Below are 20,555 nucleotides of genomic sequence, written 5' to 3'. Positions count from 1 at the left end.
TACCCGCTACGACTTCTTGGGCAGGACGACCATCTGGCCGGACATTTCCATGTGCAGCGCGTGGCAGAACCACTGGCAGTAGTACCAGAAGACGCCCGGCCGGTCGGCCTTGAAGGTGACCGAGGACGTGGCCTGCGGGCCGATTTCCATGGCGATGCCGTGGCCTTCGAGCGTGAAGCCGTGGGTCAGGTCTTCGATGACTTCCATGTTGGTGACCACCACGGTGACCTCGTCGCCCTGGTTGACCTCGAAGCGCTTGACGCTGAACATCGGCGCCACGGCGATCATGTAGACCCGCACCTTGTTGCCGTCGCGCACCACCTTGGCGGCGTCCTCGAGCACCACGCCGTCCTTCTTGGCCAGCTGGCGGGCGTCTTCCCACATGGGGTCGTCGCGCTTCCAGACATTGAGCGGATGCACCTTGGACCGGTGCACCAGCAGCATGTCGTGCGGCTCGGCGAAGCTGGGGCCGTCGTGCACCAGCTTCATTTCGTCGCCCGAGATGTCGATGAGCTGGTCGTTTTCCGGCTTGAGCGGGCCGACGTTCAGGAAGCGGTCCTTGGAGAACTTGTTGAGCGACACCAGCCATTTGCCGTCGGCTTCGCGCGTTTCGCCCATGGTGCTGTGGTTGTGGCCGGGCTGGTAGTGCACGTCGAGCTTCTGGATGATGGGGTCGACCTTCTCGCCGGCATAGGCGCGGCGGGCCTTGTCGAGGTTCCACTTGACCATCTGGCTGTCGATGAACAGCGTGGTGTAGGCGTTGCCGCGGCCGTCGAAGGCGGTGTGCAGCGGGCCCAGGCCGAGCTGGGGTTCGGCCACCACGCAGTCGCGCGGCTTGATCTTGTCGTCGAACAGGTCGTCCAGCTTGCGTACGTCGATGACGGTGACGGTGGGCGAGAGCTTGCCGTTGAGCACCACGTGGATGCCGTCGGGCGCGGCGTTGCAGCCGTGCGGCGAGTTGGGCACGGGGATGTAGCGGGTGTACTTGGAGCCGGCCCGGCCGTCGAGCACCGGCACGCCGTTCAGCGTCTTGAAGTCGCCCGCCTTGACGCCTTCCTCGATGCGCTTGATGTTGAAGACCACGACCCAGTCCTGTTCATTGGCCGAGGCTTCTTCGACGGTGACGCCTTTTTCGGAGTTGTAGCAGGTGGCGAAGGAATACTTGCCCTGGTAGTCGGCGTCGCCGTTGTCGAGGTTGCCGTCGACCATGACCTGCCAGGCGATCTTCATGGTGTCGCCGTCGATCCCGGTGTAGATGGCGAAGAAGTTCTTCTTGGGGTCGTCGGTGACGGTGCCGTCGTTGGGCAGCGGCACGATGTGCTCGCCGTTGGCGAACACGTAGCCGGTGCGCGGGTAGCGCTGCGGGCGCAGGCCGTGGATGCCCGAGGCGTTGGGGATCTCGGTGACCTTGTCGGTTTTCATGACGTCGCAGCGGATGCGCGCGACGCGGTTGTTGGCCTTGTCGTTGATGAAGATGTAGCGCCCGTCGTAGGTGCCGTCGGTGAACGACATGTGCGGATGGTGCGCGTCGCCGTTCAGGTAGACGCCGCCCTTGTCCTTCAGGTAGGCGCGGGTTTCTTCCGTCAGGCCCTCGGTGAGGACCTTGCGGCTTTCGTTGGTGACGCCCCAACCCGTGGCGCTGCAGTGGTTGAAGACCGGGATGCGCATCAGCTCGCGCATGGAAGGCAGGCCCAGGATGCGGACTTCGCCCGACTGGCCGCCGGAGTTGAAGGCATAGTATTCGTCGAGCTCGCCCGGGGCCACATGGCCGGACTGGCCATTCGGCTTGCCGTCTTTGGCGTAGGCGCCGGATAGGTGCGCACCGCCGACGAGGCCTGCGGCACCCGACAATGCGGCGGTGCCCAGGAAGCCCCGGCGGCTGAGTCCGGTGCGGTCGGTTTTCTGATCGGACATGGCTAACTCCTTGGATGTAATGGCGTGGGGCCGTGGTGTGGGGTCAGAAATTGGCGGACGGCGATGCCGGCGTGTCGGCCTTGGCGCGCGGCACGTGGTGCAGCACGGCTTCCTGTGGCGGCGCGCGGCGGCGTTCGCGTTTGGCTTTCTTCTGGATCAGGGGCGGGCATTTGCCGTCGTGGTGGTAGAGCATCTGGCAATGCAGGCACTGGATGCATTCGTTGGGGTTGATGGCGCCGGTGGGGTCGATGGCCTGCACCGGGCATTCCTGGTTGCAGCGCTGGCAGGGGTTGCCGCATTCGTGGTAGCGGCGCAGCCAGTTGAAGATGCGCAGGCGCGCGGGGATGGCCAGCGCCGCGCCGAGCGGGCAGAGGTAGCGGCAGAAGAAGCGTTCGATGAACAGCCCGGCGACCACCAGCGCCACCGCGAACACGACGAAGGGCCAGTCGCGCATGAAGCGCAGGATGATGGCCGTCTTGAAGGGTTCGACTTCGGCGAGCTTCTCGGCCAGGGCCAGGTCGTACAGGGAGTAGCCGAACAGCACCAGGAAGATGACGTACTTGAGGGTGGACAGGCGCTGGTTGACGCCGTGGCGCACGGTGACCTGCTTGATGCCGAGGCGCCTGGCCAGGCGGTTGGTCAGTTCCTGCAGGGCGCCGAAGGGGCACAGCCAGCCGCAGAACGCGCCGCGGTTCCAGAAGACCATGGAGATGGCGGTGGCGCACCACAGGATGAACACCAGCGGGTCCATGAGGAAGTCGTCCCAGCGGAATTCGGTGCGCAGCGCGGTGGTGAAGGTCAGCACGTTGACCACCGACAGCTGGGCCTGGGCGTACCAGCCGATCCAGAAAAGCGCGAAGGCCAGGAAGGCCAGCCGCACGCGGTCGTGCAGCAGGGGGCGGCGGGTGAGCTGGTCCTGGAAGAAGAAGATACCCACCAGCACGGCCAGCCCGACGGCCAGGATGACGACCTGCCCGCGCTTGGCGTGCCAGATCTGCTTCCAGAGCGCGGGCGCGGTGTCGTCGAAGGCGGGTTCGGCCGCGGCGGGCCGCGCGGCAACCGCGGCGGCCGGCGCCGCGCCGGGGGCCGGACGAGTGTAGGCTTGTGGCAGCTCGTACGGCAGGTCGAAGGTGACGAAGGCCTTGTCCGTGACGCTGAGCACGCGCTGCACCATGAGTTGCAGCCGCCAGGGGGCGACCGGGTCCAGCGTGGCGTCTGGCGGGACGACGAACAGGGCGACCTCGGGGAACGAGGGAGCGCCGGGGGCGGCGACGTCGGCCAGGCGCTGGTGGTCGCGGTCGCGGAAGCGGAAGCTGCTTTCGCCCTGGATGATCTCGATGCGGTCGAAGATGCCGCCGCGCACGTAGCCCGAGCCCTTGAACGAGTAGGCGCCGCTGCCCGCCACCAGGACGGCCTGCTGGCCCGGCGCCAGACGGGCGGACAGGTGCTGCCAGGTGGCGTCGCCCAGCAGGCTGCGGCCGATGGTGGGCACGCTGACCAGCGCCGCGTAGAGGTCGATGAAGGTGGCGGCGGGGTCGGTGGCTTCCGGCTTGACGGCGGCGTCGTGACGGCCGGTGCGCTCGAACGCCTGGTTGACGTCGGCCACCGACAGGCGCAGGCGCTGCACCGCGCCGTTGTCGAGCAGGGCCTGCCACGGCTGGACCGGGCCGAGGGTGTCGTCCACTACCCGCGCCGGGGCGGCGGGGGCGCTGGCAGGGGCGGCGGCGGGCGCGCCGATGCCGCGGCTGCGCGCCACCGCGATGGCGGAACGGGTGATGCTGTCGCCGATGACCATCAGCGTGACGGTGGCCCCGCTGATGATGTCAACCGGCGGCGGCGCGCCGTGGCGGGGCGGGGATTCGATGAAATTGAGGCCCACGTAGCCGTCGATGAAGGCCTCGACCCGGGATTGGGGGATGCCGATCAGCACGATGGGTTCGTGGTGTTCGACCAGCCGGGCGCCTTCGATGCGGCCGTTGTCGGCCAGGGCCACCACGACGTCGATGGGCTTGCTGGAATAGCCGCGGGTGTTGACCACGTCGGTGGTCAGGTAGACATGGCCCAGGGGGCGGTCGCCGGCGTAGGCGCGGGCGGCGAGCGGCTGGCCTTCGGGCGGGCCGAGGCGGTCGGCGCCGGGGTAGAGTTCGCCGGGCGGGAAGGCGGCCAGGAAATGCGGCAGCCGCTGGGCGTGCGCGGTGCTGATGAGGACGGCGGTACAGGCCAGGAGGAGGAAGGCGACGACGCGAAATAGCCCTGAGAATTTCGCCGGTACTGCGGGCCCTGGCATGCGATTACTCTTTGAAATGTTGTTGCACGCCATGCTACGCAGGCGCGCCGGGGCGCGCGTTGCGCTAGGTCAACCGGGTCGGGGACGTATGAAACGAAACGGGCGCCCCGTGGGGCGCCCGTCGATGGAAGCGAGGCGGATCAGCCGCCGAACTTCAGCGCGCCTTTCATGATGGCCCAGTGGCCGGGGAAGGAGCAGAAGAAGGCGTATTTGTCGCCGGCAGCGAGCTTGGAGGTGTCGAAGGTGACGGAGTCGGATTCGCCGCCGCCGATGAGCTTGGTGTGGGCGATGACGCGGGTGTCGTCGGGCTTGACGTAGTCTTCGTCGAGGCCGGCGGTCATGCCGTCGGTGGCGACGGCCTGCATGTCGGCTTCCTTGGTGAGGACCCAGTTGTGGCCCATGGCGGCCTTGGCCATCTTGCCGACGTGCTTGAGGTGGACGGTGAATTCCTTGCAGCTTTGGTCGACGACGATTTCCTTGGTGTTGAACTGCATGGCATCGTTGCTTTCGACGGTGGTTTCGCACTGCGCTGCCAGCACGGGCAGGCTGGCGGCGGACAGCAGGACGGCAAGGGTGGCTTTGACCAGCATGGGGATCTCCAGTAACACGGCGACGGGAAGTGCCGGCACGCGCCGGTGCGAGTGTCGCCAAAACCAAAAGTTTATCCAGGCCCGCTTGCGGCGGCTTTGACTCCACACAATGACACACCAACGGCACTATGTTAAGTGCCCAGCCGGGCTGCTCGGCCCGCGACTTGAAATTCCCCGGGGTCGCCCATATAACTTGCGGTTTCCGGACCCGGCCGGCCGAATTCGCGGCCTCGGGCCGTTATTTTGTTCAATTTTTGATCATATCGTTCGAATCATGAGCCAAACCGCCACGTCCGCCACGCCTGAAACCCTGGGGTTCCAGGCCGAGGTGAAGCAGTTGCTGCACCTGATGATCCATTCGCTGTACAGCAATAAGGAAATCTTCCTGCGCGAACTGGTCTCGAACGCCTCCGACGCCTGCGACAAGCTGCGCTTCCAGGCCATCGACGACCCGGCGCTGCTGGAAGGCGACGGCGAGCTCGCCATCCGCGTTGACTACGACAAGGCCGCGCGCACCATCACCATTTCCGACAACGGCATCGGGCTGTCGCGCGACGAGGCCGTGGCCAACCTGGGCACCATTGCCCGTTCGGGCACGCGCGAGTTCTTCGCGCAGCTGACCGGCGACAAGCAGAAAGACGCGCAGCTGATCGGCCAGTTCGGGGTGGGTTTTTATTCGTCGTTCATCGTGGCCGACAAGGTCACGGTGCTGAGCCGCCGGGCCGGCGCCGCCGCCGGCGAGGCGATCCGCTGGGAGTCGGACGGCCAGGGCGAATTCAGCATCGCCGCGGCCGAGAAAGACACGCGCGGCACCGATGTGACGCTGCACCTGCGCGAAGACCAGGACGAACTGCTCAATGGCTGGAAACTGCGCGAGATCCTGCGCCGCTATTCCGACCATATTTCGCTGCCGATCCGCATGGCCAAGGAAGAGTGGGACAGCGACAAGGGCGAGCAGGTCAAGAAGGACGAACTGGAGACGGTCAACCAGGCCAATGCGCTGTGGACGCGCAGCAAGAACGACGTGACCGACGAGCAGTACCGCGAGTTCTACAAGACGGTGTCGCACGACTACGACGACCCGCTGGCCTGGACCCACAACCGGGTCGAGGGGCGCAGCGAATATACGCAGCTGCTGTACGTGCCCAAGCACGCGCCGTTCGACCTGTGGGACCGCGAAGGGCGGCGCGGCGTGAAGCTGTACGTCAAGCGCGTGTTCATCATGGACGACGCCGAGCAGCTGCTGCCGTCGTACCTGCGCTTCGTGCGCGGAGTGATCGATTCGGCCGACCTGCCGCTGAACGTGTCGCGCGAGATCCTGCAGGAAAGCCGCGACGTGCGCGCCATCCGCGAGGGCTCGGCCAAGCGCGTGCTGTCGCTGCTGGAGGACCTGGCCGAGAACAAGCCGGAGGATTACGCCGCCTTCTGGACGGAATTCGGCCAGGTGCTGAAGGAAGGCACGGGCGAGGATGCCGGCAATCTTGAACGCATCGCCAAGCTGATGCGCTTTGCCTCGACCCATGCCAACGAGGCGGCCCAGACCGTGTCGTTCGCCGACTACGTGTCGCGCATGAAGGAAGGCCAGGACAAGATCTACTACGTGACGGCCGACAGCTTCACGGCGGCCAGCAATAGCCCGCACCTGGAGATCTTCCGCAAGAAGGGCATCGAAGTGCTGCTGCTGTCGGACCGCGTCGACGAATGGATGCTGTCCTACCTGCGTGAATTCGACGGCAAGCCGCTGGTGTCGGTGGCCAAGGGCGGCCTGGACCTGGCCGAGCTGGCCGACGAGGACGAGAAGAAGCGCCAGGCCGAAGTGGCCGAGACCTTCAAGCCGCTGGTCGAGCGCCTGCAGAAGGCGCTGGAAGAGCAGGTCAAGGAAGTGCGGGTGACGCTGCGGCTGGTCGATTCGCCGGCCTGCGTGGTGGTGGGCCAGAACGAGCTGAGCCCCCACCTGCTGCGCATGCTGAAGGCCGCCGGCCAGGACGCGCCCAATGTGAAGCCGGTGCTGGAGATCAACCCGGAGCACGCGCTGATCGCCCGGGTGCGCGACGCCGGCGACGACGAGTTCGGCGAGTGGGCCCGGCTGCTGCTGGACCAGGCGCTGCTGGCCGAAGGCGCGCAGATCGCCGACCCGGCCGCCTTCGTCAAGCGCATGAATGCCTTGTTGCTGAAGGCTTGAGGTGGGCAATGGGTGTCAGACACCGAAGGTGCCTGACACCTGCAGACCTGGGTATGGATGTCGCCGCTGGAGGTGCCAGACATCCCAGGGGTGTCTGACACCTGGAACGACACTTGCCGTCGCTGAGTTGATGCAGGACGCGGCGTCGATTCGTCAGTTGGCCTTGAAGCCGGTAGCCTTGACGATGTCCGACCAGCGGCGGGCTTCGGATGCCAGCAAGGCCTGCAGGGCCTGGCGGTCGGAGCCGACGATGGTGAAGCCGGCATCGCCCAGGATGCGTCGGGCTTCTGGTACTTGCAATGCGGCGGCGCTTTCGGTTTGCAGGCGGTCCAGCACCGCTGCCGGCGTGCCGGCCGGGGCGAACAGGGCGAACCAGGCGCCGAAATCGACCTTGCCATAGCCGGCCTGCGCGAAGGTGGGCACGCCGGGCAGCGCGGAGGACGGCTGCGCGCCGGTGATGGCCAGCGCGCGCATCTTGCCGCCCTTGACCTGCGGCGCGGCCATCGCCGTGGTGACGAAGGCGGCCTGCACGCCGCCCGATATCAAGGCCGAGACCGCGTCGCCGGTGGATCGATAGTGTACTGGCTCGATCTTCATGCCGGCCTCCCGCGCGAACAGCTCGGCGCCGAAATGGCCCGGCGTGCCGGCGCCGAACGTGCCGAAGTTCACGCGGTCGCCGGCGTTCTTGCCGGCGGCGATGAACGCCGCCAGGTCCCGGTGCGGTGAGCTGGCCGGCACCACCAGGACGAAGTCGGCGCGCACGACTTCGGAGACCGGCGCAAAGTCGCGCGCCGGGTCGTAGTTGAGGTTGCTGTACGTGGCGGGCGAGATGCTGATGGAGCCGACTTCGCCCAGCAGCAGGGTGTAGCCGTCGGCCGGGCTGCGCGCGACCGCCTGGGCGGCGATCTGGCCGCCCGCGCCGGCGCGATTTTCGACCACCACGCTTTGCCCGAGCCGTGCGCCCAGTTGTTGCGACAGGGTGCGCGCGACGATGTCGGGGCCGGTGCCGGGTGGGAAGCCGACGTTCAGGCGGATAGGCGCGTCGGGGTATTGCGCCACGGCGGCCAGCGGCAGGCACAATAGGGCCGCGGTGAACAGGCGGCGGGAAAGCGTAGGCATGGGTCGTCTCCTTGGGATGGCCGCCGGTGCATGGCCGGCGTTTGTCGATGTGCGGGCTCAGCCGATGCGGTAGAAGCGCAGTTCCACGCGGTCCGAATAGCGGGCGCCGGTACCGATGAACAGGCAGTCGTGCAGCCAGGCCAGCTCGGGCGCCGCGGTTTCGAAGCGCGGGTAGCTGCGGAAATAGATGCGGGTGGGGTCGACCGGTTCGCCGCGCGCCAGCCGCGCGATGTCGTCGGCGCTGCCGGTGCGGATGCCGGTGTTCTCGACATAGACCCGCTGGCCGGTGGGCGTCTCGATGACGTAGCGCGCGTGGATGTCGGTGTAGGTGGCCGACCGGATCGACTGGAAGTCGGCGCCGCCCGGCAGGATGGCGCCATTGAGCAGCGGGCCTTCGACCCGCCCGCCGAGGATCGGGATGACGCGCCGGCGTCCCTGCGGGGTGTCGCCGACTTCCTGGGGCGGGCCTACCTGGACGTGCAGCGTGGCCACGTATTCGAGCGGGGGCGGCGCGGCATGCGCGGCGGCGGTGGTCATGGCGTCTCTCCGGCGGGGCGGCGCAGCGCGGCCGGGTCGAAGCCGGCTAGCTGCTTGTAGCGCAACGCTACGGCCTGCAGCTCTTGTTCGTCGATTACATCGGCAATGTCGGCGAAGCCCTGCGGGGCGCGTTCTTCGGCCATCTGCATGACCTGCTCGGGGCCGTTGAGCCGGTTGCGCAGCACGATGCCGGCCGTGCGCGGCAAGCGTTCGGCTTCGTACTCCAGCAGCGCGGTTTCCAGGGCGCGCACCTTGCCCTGGCGCGCCTGCGCCAGCCAGTCGGCCAGGCAGCGCGCGTCCAAGATTGCCTGCGCCGAGCCGTTCGAGCCGATGGGGTACATGGGATGGGCCGCGTCGCCCAGCAAGGTGAGGCGGCCGCGGGTCCAGCGCGGCAGCGGGTCGCGGTCGACCAGGGGGAATTCGTAGATGGCCTGCGCGCCGTCGATGATGGCGGGGATGTCGATCCAGTCCCAGCGCCAGTCGGCGAAGCGTCCGGCGAATACCGCCGCGTCGACGCGGCGATTCCAGTCGGTGGCCGGCAGCGCGGCGCCGGGGACCGCCAGTTCGGCGATCCAGTTGATCAGCGAGCGGCCCGCCTGGCGCAGCGGCTCGGAAATCGGATAGCAGACGAACTTCTGGTCCTGGTGGCCGGCCATGAACATGGTGCAGCCGTCCAGATATGGCGGGGCCTCGGTGACCGCGCGCCACAGCATCCGGCCGGAGAAGCGCGGCTCGTCGCCGCTGGGATGAAGCTGGCGGCGCAAGGCGGAATGGATGCCGTCGGCGCCCACCACCGCGTCGCCCGTGACCGTATGGAGCGTACCGTCCGCGCGGCGCCGCAGGTGCGCGCGCGCCTGGCCGCCTTCCTGGTCGGCCGACTCGAGCGCCATGCCGGTCACGATGGCGTCCGGGCCCAGCCGCGCGCGCACGGTATCGGCCAGCAGCATCTGGAATTCGCCGCGATGGATGGAGAACTGCGGCAGCGGGTAGCCGGCCGCCAGGCCGCGCGGCTCGCGCCAGATGGGCTGGCCGAATTTGTTGTAGTAGTGCAGCGCCGAAGTCGGGATGGCGCGCCGCGCCAGCGCGTCGAGCAGGCCGAGCTGCTCCAGCTCGTTGACCGCGTGCGGCAGCAGGTTGATGCCGACCCCCAGCGGCCGCAGTTCCTGGGCGCTTTCGTAGACGCGGCAGCTAATGCCGCGCTGGTGCAGCAACAATGCCAGGGCGAGGCCGCCAATGCCCGCGCCGGCGATCACGATGTCCATGGTCCCTCTCCAGCTTTATCGATTTTGTTATGCAACATAACAAAATCGCCGGACCGGCCACACTGGGACTAACCCGGGGCGGGTGGCGCGGCGGGCGGGTCTGGGGTAGTGTGTAGTCCCCTTGAATTGCAGTCGTTGCCATGCCCCAAGCCCGATCGTCCCGGCCGCGCCGCCCGCAGGCGCGCGGCGAGCGTTTCGACCCGCACGTCGCCGGGGTCGAGTACGGCGCGCTCGACGAGCTGGTGGGCTATGCGATCCGGCGCGCGCAGATCCTGATCTACGAGGATTTCCTGGCCGCGCTGGAGCCTTGGGACATCACGCCGCAGCGCTTCTCGGCCTTGACGCTGATCGCCGCCAATGCCGACCTGAAGCTGACCGACCTGGCGCGCATCCTGGGGATCGCCCGGTCGGGCGCGGTGCAACTGGTGAACCAGTTGCAGGACCTGGGCTATGTGGCCCGCCATGAGGCGGTGGCCGACAAGCGTGCCTATGCGCTGGTGCTGACGCCGGCGGGCCGGCGCGCCCACGCGGCCATCACCGAGGCCGTGCTGGCGCACGACCGGCGCATCAGCGCCGGCCTGGGCGCGGCCGAGCGCCGCCAGCTGATGGCTTTGCTGGGGCGGCTCGGCTAGCCGGCGGCCGTTGCCGTTCAGGCCTCGATGCGCTCGACCTTGCCCACCAGCAGGATGTACGACAGCGCGCCCAGCAGGGCCAGCGACGATACGTAGATGATGGCGGGCGCGAAGCTGTCCTGGGTGACCAGGAAGCCGATCACGATCGGCGTGCAGATCGACGACAGATTGCCCACGAAGTTGAACACCCCGCCGGTCAGGCCGAGCAGGCGCACCGGCGCCAGGGTGGACACCAGTGACCAGGTGATGGACGCCAGGCCGTTGCCGAAGAACGCCACGGCCAGGAAGAAGATGACCCAGGCGGTCGAGTCGGTGAAGTTGGCGCCGATCATCGCGGTGGAGATCAGCAGGCCCAGGATGATGGGCAGCTTGCGCGCCATGCCGACGGTGGCGCCGCGGCGGATCAGGAAGTCGGACAGCACGCCCGAGCACAGCACGCCGATGAAGGCGGCCAGGAACGGCACCGAGGCCAGGAAGCCGGACTTGATGAAGTCCATGCCGCGGTATTTCACCAGGTAGGTGGGGAACCAGGTCAGGAAGAACCACAGCGTCGAGGTCAGGCAGAACTGGCCCAGGTACACGCCCCACAGCTTGCGGCGCGACATCACCAGGCCCAGGTCGCTCCAGCGGAACGGCGCTTTTTTCTCGGTGACGCGGCGCTCCAGGTCGACCACGCCGCCGCCCTGGCGGATGAGCTCGATCTCGGCCTCGTTGGCGCCCTTGAACTCGCGCGGCTCGCGGTACACCATGAACCACAGCACGCCCCATACGATGCCCAGCAGGCCGGTGCTGACGAACACCATGTGCCAGCCGTAGTGGTGCTGCAGCCAGGCCAGCACCGGCGTCAGGAAGGCCAGCCCCACGAACTGGCCGGAGGTATAGAAGCCGATGGCGGTGGCGCGCTCGCGTTCCGGGAACCAGGTGGTGACCACGCGGTTGTTGATCGGGTAGGCCGGCGCCTCGAGCGCGCCGACGGCCAGGCGCAGCACGAACAGCAGCACGAAGCTGCCGGCGAAGCCCATGAAGAAGGTCGCGGCCGACCACAGGATCAGGGCCAGCGCGTACAGCACGCGCGGCGACACGCGGTCGACCAGCCAGCCGCCGGGGATCTGCATGGCGGCGTAGGTCCAGCCGAAGGCCGACAGGATCAGCCCTTCGTGGACGGTGTCCAGGCCGAACTCGTCCTTGAGCGCCGGCGCGGCGATCGACAGGTTGCTGCGGTCCAGGTAATTGATGACGACGGTGATGAACAGCATCACCATGATCAGGTAGCGGCTGCGCGTCGGCTGCGCGGCGCCCAGGGTGGCGGTGTTGGCGGTCGGCACGAAAGTCTCCTCAGGCTCTTGGCGGCGCGCGCGGCCTGGCGTCGGCCGGCGCGGACGGGGATTGTTGGTCTAGGGGCGGTCCGGCGGGCCTACCATTCGGCGAAGCTGCCGTCGGCGTGGCGCCAGATCGGGTTGCGCCAGCGGTGGCCCACCGCGGCGCGCTCGCGCACGTAGTCTTCATTGACTTCGATGCCCAGGCCGGGACCCTGCGGAATAGCCACCATGCCGTCCTGGTAGGCGAACGCCTCGCGGTTGCTGACGTAGTCGAGCAGGTCGTTGTCGGCGTTGTAGTGGATGCCCAGGCTCTGTTCCTGGATGAAGGCGTTGTAGCAGCCGGCGTCGATCTGCAGGCAGGTGGCCAGCGCGATCGGGCCGAGCGGGCAGTGCAGCGCCAGGGCGACGTCGTAGGCCTCGGCCATGGCGGCGATCTTGCGGGTCTCGGTGATGCCGCCGGCGTGCGAAGGATCGGGCTGGATGATGTCCACATAGCCGTCGGCCAGCACGCGCTTGAAGTCCCAGCGCGAGAACAGCCGCTCGCCCAGCGCGATCGGCGTGGACGACAGCGGCGCCAGTTCCTTGAGGGCCTCGTAGTGTTCGCTGAGCACGGGTTCCTCGATGAACATCAGCCGGTAGGGCGCCAGTTCCTTGATCAGCACCTTGGCCATGGGCTTGTGCACGCGGCCGTGGAAGTCCACGCCGATGCCCACGTTGGGGCCGACCGCGTCGCGCACCGCCGCCACGTTCTCAAGGCATTTCTCGACCTTGTCGAACGAGTCGATGAATTGCAGCTCTTCGGTGCCGTTCATCTTGACGGCGGTGAAGCCGCGTTCGACCGCCGCCTTGGCCGCGGCGGCGGTGTCGGCCGGCCGGTCGCCGCCGATCCACGAGTACACGCGGATGCGGTCGCGCACATTGCCGCCCAGCAGCTGCGACACGGGCACGCCGAGGTCCTTGCCCTTGATGTCCCACAGCGCCTGGTCGATGCCGGCCAGCGCGCTCATGTGGATGGCGCCGCCGCGGTAGAAGCCGCCGCGGTACAGCACGGTCCAGTGGTCCTCGATGTTGCGCGGGTCCTTGCCGACCAGGTAGTCCGACAGCTCCTCGACGGCGGCCGCCACGGAATGGGCGCGGCCTTCCACCACGGGCTCGCCCCAGCCGACCACGCCGGCGTCGGTTTCGATTTTCAGGAACAGCCAGCGCGGCGGCACGACGTAGGTAGTGAGCTTGGTGATCTTCATGCTTGGTTTTCCTTTGCGGGATAGGCGGCTCGCCAGGCGGCGATGAAGGATTGGGCGCGGGCGGCGACGCTGGCGGCGGCGTCGCCCGGCTGGTACAGGGCCGAGCCCAGGCCGAAGCCGCTGGCGCCGGCCTGAGCGTAGGCGGCGATGCTGTCGGGCACGATGCCGCCCACCGGCACCAGCCCCACGGGCGGGCGCAACACCGCCCGCCATGCCTTGAGCACCGCCGGGCCCAGTTGTTCGGCCGGGAACATCTTCAGCACGTCGGCGCCGGCCGCCAGCGCGGCGTAGGCCTCGGTGGGCGTGGCCACGCCCGGGCAGCAGGCCAGGCCGGCGGCCTTGGCCGCGCGGATCACGGCGGCATCGCTGTGCGGCATGACGACGAGCTGCCCGCCGGCGGCCGCGATGCGGGCGCAGTCGGCGGGGGCGGTCACGGTGCCGGCGCCGACCAGGCAGTCGTCCGGCAGCGCCTGGCGCAGCGCGGCGATGCTGTCCAGCGGCTCGGGCGAGTTCAGCGGCACTTCGATGAGCCGGAAACCCGCCTGGTACAGGGCCTGGCCGACGGCGACCGCTTCGGCGGGACGGATGCCGCGCAGGATGGCGATCAGGCCGCAGCGGGCCATGGCGGTTTGCAGGGCGGAAGCGTTCATGAGGGTTCCTTGGCGGGTTGTGCGGGTGCGGCGGCCACCAGGCCGGCATCGCGGGCCAGGTGATAGAGGCCGCGCTCCGTGGCGTGGCGGGCCAGCGCCGGTGCGTCGAGCCCGTAGTGGCGCAGCGCGGCGTCGTAGCGCTGGCACAGTTCGGCGTCGCCGCACAGCACGATGCGTGGCTGGCCGCCGCTGTGGCGCAGCAGCTCGGCCAGGGCGGCGATTTCGTGGCCGATCAGCAGGCCCGACAGGTAGTCGGGCTGGGCCGCCGGGGCCAGTTCGCCGGCCAGGCCGAGCGCGCGCGCGCTGAAGATGGTGGACAGCACGCCGGCGCGGCCGGCCGGCGAGCCGGCCACGCGCAGCCCGCGCGCGAAGGCGGCCGGGTCGGACGGCGCGTCGGCGGCCATGGTGCGGCCCAGGATGGTGTGGCTGCGCAGGGCGGCGTAGACCTCGCCGGTCATGAAGGTGTCGAAATGCGTGACGCGGCCGCGCCGCACGGCCACCCATTTGGAGTGCGTGCCGGGCAGGCCGATCAGCACGTCATCGGCCAGGTCGGGCTGTTGCGCCAGCACGCCGTACACCTGGGTCTCTTCGCCGCGGATCACGTTGGCCAGGCCGTGGCGCTGGATCAGGCCCGGCACGATGTGGACCGGCGTGGCGCCGGGCCGCTCGACCAGCGTGAGCCGGGTGGCGATGCGCGGCAGTTCGGTGGGCACTTCCAGGTAGGCGGCCTCGCGCCAGCCCTGGGCGCTGCCGACCATGCCGCAGGCAATGACGGGCAGGTCCGGCGCGGCGCGCAGCCAGTCGCCGCAGGCCTGCTCGAACGCCAGCTCGAAGCCGCGCGCCGCCGGCGCGGCCGGGTCATGCGGCGCGGGCTGGGGCAGGTGCATGATGCCCCATGGCAGGCGGCGGGTTTCCAGCGTCTGGCCGCACTGGTCCAGCAGGTAGGCGCGCAGCGAGGAGGTGCCCCAATCCAGCGCGATCAGGGCCGCGCGGCCGGGCGGATGGATAGGCATGAAGCTGTCTCGTCGTGTGGCGGCCGCACGCGGCGGCTGCCTTGTCGTCATCGGGTGGCCGCGGCTGGCGGCCGGCGGCATGGCGGAAATTCTAGAAGAATCGCGAAAAAATCTCAAAATATAGAACTTTATCCCATATATAGGGATAAACTCAGCGCAATCCGGCACGGTCCGGTATCCTTGCGGGCTTGCCTTCCTGGCGGCCACGCTCGTCCGTTTTGCAGATTTCCGCGATGCCCACTCCTACTGCTTCCGACTCGACCGCTTCCGCCGTTCCCACCGGCACCCAGACCTTGATGCGCGGACTGGCGATCGTGCAGGCGGTGGCCGACGGCGCGCGCGACCTGCGCGAGATCTGCGCCCGCATCGGCGTGGCGCGCAGCACCACGCACCGGCTGGCTAGCAGCCTGGTGCAGGAGCGCTATCTGCGCGTGGTGGCGGGCGTGGGCTATGCGCTGGGGCCGAAGCTGATCGAGCTGGGCTTCCAGGCGCGCGAGGCGTTCCCCCTGGCCGCGCTGGCGCGGCCGCACCTGCATGGCCTGGCGGAACTGACGGGCGACACCATCCACCTGGCCGTGCGCGACGGCGACGAAGTGCTGTATCTGGAGAAAATCCCCGGCAAGAAGGGGCTGGAGATGCGCTCGCGCGTGGGGCATCGCATGCCGCTTGCCGCCACGGGCGTCGGCAAGGCGCTGCTGCTGGACCTGGATGAATCCGACTGGCGCCGCCTGCAGCGCGTGGGGGCGCCGGTGTCGCCGCGCGCGGCGGGGGCGGGCCAAGGCTGGGAGGCGTTCCGCGACCGCATGCGTGACTACGCCGCGCACGGCTATGCCTACGACCTGGAAGACAATGAACCGTCGATCCGCTGCGTGGCCGCGCCGATCCGCGATGCGGGCGGCGCCATCGTGGCGGCGTTGAGCGTGTCCAGCACGGTGCCGTACCTGTCGCTGGAACGCATGGGCGAACTGACGCCCACCGTCAAGCAGGTGGCCGCGGCGATCTCGGCGGAACTGGGCTGGCGCCCGGCGGCGCGCGCCTGAGTGGCGCCGGCCGGGCCGCGTGTCAGGACAACGGCAGCGTCAGCACGCCCTGGGTGGCCGGGCGCATCATCAGCCGGCGGTACCAGGCCGACAAGGCCGGGGTGGCGGGGCGTTCGATGGGCGTGCCCAGCCAGCGGTGCGCCACGCAGCCCAGCACCACGTCGCCCATGGTCAAGTGGGCGCCGGCGATGAATTCGCGCTGCTGCAGCGCGTCTTCCAGCATGAGGGCCAGCGCATTGGCCTTGTGCGCCGAGGCCTCGATGGCGGCCGCGTCGCGCTGCGCCTCGGGCGTGCGGACCAGGCCCAGGAAGGCAGGTGCGACGGCCGGCTGCCATTCGGTGGCGGTCCAGTCCATCCAGCGGTCGGCATGGGCGCGCAGCGCCACATCGGTGGGCCACAGCGATCCTTCGCCGTAGCGCGCGGCCAGATAGCGCACGATGGCGTTCGATTCCCACAGCACCAGGCCGCCGTCGTCGATGACGGGCACCTTGCGGTTGGGATTCATCTTGCCGTATTCGGGCGTGTCCAGGCCGCCGTACTGGCCGCCGACCTGCGTCAGCGTGTGCGGCAGCGCCAGTTCGCGCACCGCCCAGACAACTTTCTGCACGTTCACCGAACTCAGGCGTCCCCAGATCTTCAGCATGATGGTTCCTTGGTCAGCAGGGCGCGAGCATGCGCCGGGGGAATCCGGCGGCGCGGCCGAATCGCGCCCAATTGAAAGCCGGGCCCGGGTCCGTCTTGCGGCCGGGCGCGATGTGCTCGTGGCCCCACGCGGCGCGCAGCGGATAGCGCGCCCGCAGCACGCGGGCCAGCTTGGCCAGAGCAGTGTACTGCGCGTCGGTGTAGGGCAGCGTATCGGTGCCTTCCAGTTCGATGCCCAGCGAAAAATCATTGCAGCGTTCGCGCGCGCCGAAACGCGATACGCCGGCATGCCAGGCGCGCGCCTCGGTGGATACGAACTGCACGATGGCGCCGTCGCGGCGCACGAAGAAATGCGCCGACACGCGCAGCCCGCGCAGGCGGTCCAGCCAGGGATGGGCGCCGTAGTCGAGCCGGTTGAGGAACAGGCCGGCCACGTGCGGTCCGCCGAATTCGCCCGGAGGCAGGCTGATGTTGTGGATCACCAGGAGGGAAACCGGCATGCCGGCGGGGCGGGTATCGCAATTGGGCGAAGGGAGGAGGCGCACACCCGGCGCGGGCGCCAGCCACCCGTGTCGATCAAGCTGTAGGAACATGGATGCGGCTCATCGAATGGGGAAGCACAGCCCCCATTATGCCCGCCTTGCCGGCGGCCCCCATCCGGGCCCGGCCGCGCCGGGCACGCGCCGCGTCAGCGCTCGCCCAGGCGGGCGTGGTCGCGGCTGCACCACACCTTGCCCTCGAGCATGATCGCTTCGGAGCGCGGCAGGTGGATGCCGCAATGGGCGCAGCGCACCATCGATTCGGCCGGCTGGCCGCCCGGCTGGCGCGCGGGCGGGCGCGGCGGGGGAGCATTGCGCTTGGTGGCGGCCCGCGCGGCGACGATGCGCAGCACCAGCATGGCCACCAGGATGATGACGACCCAGATCAGCAGCTTGCCCACTTCAGCTCCGATGAAGAATGACTTCCAGCACGAACCGGCTGCCGGTGTAGGCCAGGATCAGGAAGGCGAACCCGGTGAGCGTCCAGCGCAGCGCCACGCGGCCGCGCCAGCCGCGGATATGGCGGCCGAGCAGCAGCACGCCGAAGGTCAGCCATGACAAAAGGGTGAATACGGTCTTGTGGTCGAACGGCAGCACCTTGCCGGTCAGCTGCATGGAAGCGATCGAGCCCGAGGCCACGGCGGCGGTCAGCACCACGAAGCCGATCCAGATGACGCGGAACAGCAGCCGTTCCTGGACCAGCAGCGGCGGCTGGGCGTCGAGCACGCGGCTGACGATGCTGCGCTCGGCCGGCGCGTCGAGCGGGCGGTGCAGGTGGCGGTCGAGCAGCGCCATCAGCAGGGCATGCAGGGCCGCCACGGTGATGAGCGCATAGGCCGCCAGGGCGATCAGCAGGTGCAGGCGCAGCCAGGTGTTGTCGGCGTGCGGCACCAGCTGGCCGTCGGGAAACAGCGCGGCCATGGCGCAGACCAGCGTGGCGGCCGGCACTAGCAGCAGTTGCAGGCCGTCGATACGCACCAGCAGGCTTTCCAGCCAGAACACCACCATGCCCAGCCAGACCGCGGCCGACAGGGCCAGCGCCCAGCCGATGAACAGGTTGCCGCCGCCGAGCATGGATTGCTGCAGGCCGATGCCGTGCAGCACCAGCGCCCCCAGCAGGCAGGCCCGGGCAATACGGCCCGTTTTTTCGACGCTGCCCGCGCCCCGCAGGCGCCGCCACAGCGCCGCCGCGAGCACGGCGTAGGCCAGGGCGGCCACGGCGTGAAATACAATGCCTAATGACATAAAAACCGTTGTCTGGATGGGGCCGCAGGGCGCTATTCGCCGGCAGGCACAAAAAGCCGCCTGCCCGGGCCACCGTTCAATCAACTAGTGTAAGCGGAAACGCCTCTCATGCTCGATAACCTGACTCAACGTTTGTCGCGCGTCGTGAAGACGCTGCGCGGCGAAGCCCGCCTGACCGAGGCCAACACGCAGGAAATGCTGCGCGAAGTGCGCATGGCGCTGCTCGAGGCCGACGTGGCGCTGCCGGTGGTGCGCGATTTCGTGGCGCGCGTCAAGGAAAAGGCGCTGGGCGAGGAAGTGGCCGGCAGCCTCAGCCCCGGCCAGGCGCTGGTCGGCGTGGTCCACAAGGAACTGACCGCCCTGATGGGCGGCGACCTGGGGCAGGGCGCCGGGGAACTGTCGCTGGCCGTGCAGCCGCCCGCCGTGATCCTGATGGCCGGCCTGCAGGGCGCCGGCAAGACCACCACCACCGGCAAGCTGGGCCGCTGGCTGGCCCAGGGCCAGCACGTGCAGAACGGCCGCAACACCGGCAAGAAGAAGGTGCTGACCGTCAGCGCCGACGTCTACCGCCCGGCCGCCATCGAGCAGCTCAAGACCGTGGCGGCGCAGGCCGGCATCGATTTCCTGCCGTCCGATCCCAGCCAGAAGCCGGAAGACATCGCCCGCAACGCGGTCGACCACGCGCGCCGCCATCACTACGACGTGCTCATCCTGGACACGGCCGGCCGCCTGGGCGTGGACGAGGCCATGATGCGCGAGATCCGGGCCCTGTACGACCTGGTCCACCCGGTCGAGACGCTGTTCGTGGTCGACGCCATGCAGGGCCAGGACGCGGTCAACACCGCGCGCGCCTTCGCCGACGCGCTGCCGCTGACCGGGGTGGTGCTGACCAAGCTGGACGGCGACGCGCGCGGCGGCGCGGCGCTGTCGGTGCGCCACGTGACCGGCAAGCCGCTGAAGTTCGTCGGCGTCTCCGAAAAGCTCGATGGGCTGGAGCCGTTCCACCCCGACCGCATGGCGCAGCGGGTGCTGGGCATGGGCGACATCGTGTCGCTGGTCGAGCAGGCGCAGAAGAACATCGACATCGCCGAAGCGCAGAAGCTGGCCACCAAGCTCAAGTCGGGCAGCAAGTTCGACCTGAACGACTTCCGCGAGCAACTGGGCCAGGTCAAGAAGCTGGGCGACATGGGCTCGCTGCTGGAAAAACTGCCCGCGCAGTTCCAGCAGGCGGCCGGCCAGCTGCAGGGCGGCCAGGCGGAAAAGCAATTGCGCCGCACCGAAGGCATCCTGAATGCCATGACGCCGGCCGAGCGCGCCAAGCCCGAACTGATCAAGGCCTCGCGCAAGCGCCGCATCGCGGCCGGCTCGGGCGTGCCCGTGCAGGAAGTCAACCGCCTGCTGGCCCAGTTCGAGCAGATGCAGGGCATGATGAAGCAAATGAAAAAGGGCGGCATGTCTAAGATGATGCGCGCCATGGGCGGCATGAAGGGCCTGGGGCGCTTCGGCGGCCTGCGCTGATCCTGGCGGGCGCCGAGGTGTCCAGGTGTCTGACTCCCTGCTGGTGTCAGACACCTCCGCGTTCCCTTTGCGGCGGCCGCGCAGCGGGTGGTGAAGCACTGACCCCGTACGACTGAGAGAGTCCAGGCGCACAGGGGTGTCAGGCACCTTCGGAGCCTGACACCTGGGCCTTCGTCGACGGCGGCCGGCCAAAAAAACGGCCAGGCGCCTGATTGGCCTGGCCGAGTCGGTCGGGGCGGGCGGGGAGGGCCCGCCCCGAGGCAAACCGGCAAATACTGCGGGGCTTGCCGGTTTGTGCGGTTCAGTTCAGTGGCGGGATGCGCAGCACCTGACCCGGGTAGATCTTGTCCGGATGCGTCAGCATGGGCTTGTTGGCCTCGAAAATGACGGTGTGCTTGGCGCCCTGGCCCTTGCCGTAGTGCGCCTCGGCGATCTTCCACAGGTTGTCGCCCTTCTGCACCGTGTACATCTGCGCTTCCGGCGCGGCCTGTTTGGCCGTGAGCTGGTTGTCCACCTGCGCCACGCCGACCGTGTTGCCCAGCGCCAGCGCGATTTTCTCGGCCTCTTCGGTGGAGGCAGCCTGGCCCGACACGGTGACTTTGTCGCCGTCAACCTTGATGTCCAGGCCTTCGGCATTCAGGCCATGCTTGTCGAGTTCTTTTTTCAGTTCATCAACGGATGCCGCCTGGGCTTCGCTGGCACCAAACAGTTTTTCGCCGACGTCTTTGATAAAGCTGAGCAGACCCATGGTATTTCCTTTGGCTGTTAAGAAACGTTAAGCACGAGAACGCAGAAGATGCCGCGTATACGCATACTGCAGGC

20 protein-coding genes are annotated in these 20,555 nt (G+C 68.6%); 5 read left to right on the top strand and 15 right to left on the bottom strand.

All coding sequences use genetic code 11. The features are described 5' to 3' along the window. Window positions 1-6 precede the first annotated feature (6 nt). The 3 genes from nosZ to azu form a co-directional block, all read right to left on the bottom strand. Entirely contained in the window at window positions 7-1,914 is a 1,908-nt protein-coding gene (nosZ, locus tag ACKTT0_RS05305; protein WP_407848735.1) for a TAT-dependent nitrous-oxide reductase, read from the bottom strand. A gap of 43 nt (window positions 1,915-1,957) precedes the next feature. Next, entirely contained in the window at window positions 1,958-4,201 is a 2,244-nt protein-coding gene (locus ACKTT0_RS05300) for a 4Fe-4S binding protein (RefSeq protein ID WP_407848733.1), read from the bottom strand. Window positions 4,202-4,341: 140 nt separating this feature from the next. Beyond that, window positions 4,342-4,791: an azurin gene (azu, locus tag ACKTT0_RS05295; protein WP_407848731.1), complete on the bottom strand. Its 450-nt coding sequence runs from the start codon at window positions 4,789-4,791 to the stop codon at window positions 4,342-4,344. A gap of 274 nt (window positions 4,792-5,065) precedes the next feature. Between azu and htpG the strand changes: the two genes are divergently transcribed. Next, the gene (htpG, locus tag ACKTT0_RS05290; protein ID WP_407848729.1) at window positions 5,066-6,973 is read left to right on the top strand and encodes a molecular chaperone HtpG; all 1,908 of its coding nucleotides are present in this window, start codon (window positions 5,066-5,068) and stop codon (window positions 6,971-6,973) included. Between the two features lie 153 nt (window positions 6,974-7,126). Here htpG and ACKTT0_RS05285 read toward each other — a convergent pair whose 3' ends face one another. From ACKTT0_RS05285 to ACKTT0_RS05275, 3 genes are read right to left on the bottom strand one after another with little or no spacing between them, the layout of a single operon-like run. Then, window positions 7,127-8,092: a Bug family tripartite tricarboxylate transporter substrate binding protein gene (locus tag ACKTT0_RS05285; protein WP_407848727.1), complete on the bottom strand. Its 966-nt coding sequence runs from the start codon at window positions 8,090-8,092 to the stop codon at window positions 7,127-7,129. 57 nt (window positions 8,093-8,149) lie between these two features. Continuing rightward, window positions 8,150-8,629, bottom strand: coding sequence for a DUF3237 domain-containing protein (locus tag ACKTT0_RS05280; RefSeq protein ID WP_407848726.1), 480 nt, complete (start codon window positions 8,627-8,629; stop codon window positions 8,150-8,152). Then, on the bottom strand, window positions 8,626-9,891 hold the full coding sequence (locus ACKTT0_RS05275) for a flavin-dependent oxidoreductase (RefSeq protein WP_407848724.1): 1,266 nt from the start codon (window positions 9,889-9,891) through the stop codon (window positions 8,626-8,628). The genes ACKTT0_RS05280 and ACKTT0_RS05275 overlap by 4 nt, the downstream gene beginning before the upstream one ends. Window positions 9,892-10,031: 140 nt before the next feature. Between ACKTT0_RS05275 and ACKTT0_RS05270 the strand changes: the two genes are divergently transcribed. Next, window positions 10,032-10,523, top strand: coding sequence for a MarR family winged helix-turn-helix transcriptional regulator (locus ACKTT0_RS05270; protein WP_289785544.1), 492 nt, complete (start codon window positions 10,032-10,034; stop codon window positions 10,521-10,523). Between the two features lie 17 nt (window positions 10,524-10,540). On the opposite strand, the gene ACKTT0_RS05265 is transcribed toward ACKTT0_RS05270, so the two are convergent. From ACKTT0_RS05265 to ACKTT0_RS05250, 4 genes are all read right to left on the bottom strand, one after another. After that, window positions 10,541-11,848, bottom strand: a complete 1,308-nt coding sequence (locus tag ACKTT0_RS05265; protein WP_407848722.1) for an MFS transporter — start codon at window positions 11,846-11,848, stop codon at window positions 10,541-10,543. Window positions 11,849-11,937: 89 nt separating this feature from the next. Then, a complete protein-coding gene (gene dgoD, locus ACKTT0_RS05260) occupies window positions 11,938-13,086 on the bottom strand; it encodes a galactonate dehydratase (RefSeq protein WP_407848721.1) in 1,149 nt (382 codons plus the stop codon). Then, window positions 13,083-13,736 carry a 2-dehydro-3-deoxy-6-phosphogalactonate aldolase gene (locus ACKTT0_RS05255; protein WP_407848719.1) on the bottom strand — a complete coding sequence of 218 codons (654 nt, stop codon included), beginning with the start codon at window positions 13,734-13,736 and terminating at the stop codon, window positions 13,083-13,085. The genes dgoD and ACKTT0_RS05255 overlap by 4 nt, the downstream gene beginning before the upstream one ends. Further along, on the bottom strand, window positions 13,733-14,749 hold the full coding sequence (locus ACKTT0_RS05250) for a 2-dehydro-3-deoxygalactonokinase (protein ID WP_407848717.1): 1,017 nt from the start codon (window positions 14,747-14,749) through the stop codon (window positions 13,733-13,735). Before ACKTT0_RS05250 ends, ACKTT0_RS05255 begins: the two co-directional genes overlap by 4 nt. Here ACKTT0_RS05250 and ACKTT0_RS05245 point away from each other — a divergent pair. Together ACKTT0_RS05245 and ACKTT0_RS05240 are read left to right on the top strand one after the other, a co-directional pair. Then, window positions 14,748-14,873 carry a hypothetical protein gene (locus ACKTT0_RS05245; RefSeq protein ID WP_407848716.1) on the top strand — a complete coding sequence of 42 codons (126 nt, stop codon included), beginning with the start codon at window positions 14,748-14,750 and terminating at the stop codon, window positions 14,871-14,873. The genes ACKTT0_RS05250 and ACKTT0_RS05245 overlap by 2 nt on opposite strands. A gap of 109 nt (window positions 14,874-14,982) precedes the next feature. After that, on the top strand, window positions 14,983-15,789 hold the full coding sequence (locus ACKTT0_RS05240; RefSeq protein ID WP_407848714.1) for an IclR family transcriptional regulator: 807 nt from the start codon (window positions 14,983-14,985) through the stop codon (window positions 15,787-15,789). Between the two features lie 22 nt (window positions 15,790-15,811). Here ACKTT0_RS05240 and ACKTT0_RS05235 read toward each other — a convergent pair whose 3' ends face one another. From ACKTT0_RS05235 to ACKTT0_RS05220, 4 genes are all read right to left on the bottom strand, one after another. After that, window positions 15,812-16,432 (bottom strand): glutathione S-transferase family protein, encoded by a 621-nt coding sequence (locus ACKTT0_RS05235; RefSeq protein ID WP_407848712.1) that lies wholly within the window; start codon window positions 16,430-16,432, stop codon window positions 15,812-15,814. 13 nt (window positions 16,433-16,445) lie between these two features. Next, the gene (gene ampD, locus ACKTT0_RS05230) at window positions 16,446-17,024 is read right to left on the bottom strand and encodes a 1,6-anhydro-N-acetylmuramyl-L-alanine amidase AmpD (RefSeq protein ID WP_407848710.1); all 579 of its coding nucleotides are present in this window, start codon (window positions 17,022-17,024) and stop codon (window positions 16,446-16,448) included. Between the two features lie 95 nt (window positions 17,025-17,119). Next, window positions 17,120-17,371: a PP0621 family protein gene (locus ACKTT0_RS05225; protein WP_407848709.1), complete on the bottom strand. Its 252-nt coding sequence runs from the start codon at window positions 17,369-17,371 to the stop codon at window positions 17,120-17,122. Window position 17,372: 1 nt separating this feature from the next. Continuing rightward, the gene (locus ACKTT0_RS05220; RefSeq protein ID WP_094807765.1) at window positions 17,373-18,215 is read right to left on the bottom strand and encodes a cytochrome C assembly family protein; all 843 of its coding nucleotides are present in this window, start codon (window positions 18,213-18,215) and stop codon (window positions 17,373-17,375) included. 108 nt (window positions 18,216-18,323) lie between these two features. Between ACKTT0_RS05220 and ffh the strand changes: the two genes are divergently transcribed. Further along, the gene (gene ffh, locus ACKTT0_RS05215) at window positions 18,324-19,733 is read left to right on the top strand and encodes a signal recognition particle protein (RefSeq protein ID WP_407848707.1); all 1,410 of its coding nucleotides are present in this window, start codon (window positions 18,324-18,326) and stop codon (window positions 19,731-19,733) included. A 301-nt stretch (window positions 19,734-20,034) separates the two neighbouring features. Here the strand turns inward: ffh and lysM are convergent, their stop codons facing one another. Further along, the gene (lysM, locus tag ACKTT0_RS05210) at window positions 20,035-20,481 is read right to left on the bottom strand and encodes a peptidoglycan-binding protein LysM (protein ID WP_407848705.1); all 447 of its coding nucleotides are present in this window, start codon (window positions 20,479-20,481) and stop codon (window positions 20,035-20,037) included. Window positions 20,482-20,555: the final 74 nt, after the last annotated feature.

Origin of the sequence: Bordetella saccharivorans, assembly GCF_045862855.1 — a bacterium.
In the GTDB taxonomy this organism is placed as follows: Bacteria; Pseudomonadota; Gammaproteobacteria; order Burkholderiales; family Burkholderiaceae_B; genus Bordetella_A; species Bordetella_A petrii_F.
Note: the sequence above shows the minus strand (reverse complement) of the source record. Positions and strands in the feature narration are given on the sequence as shown.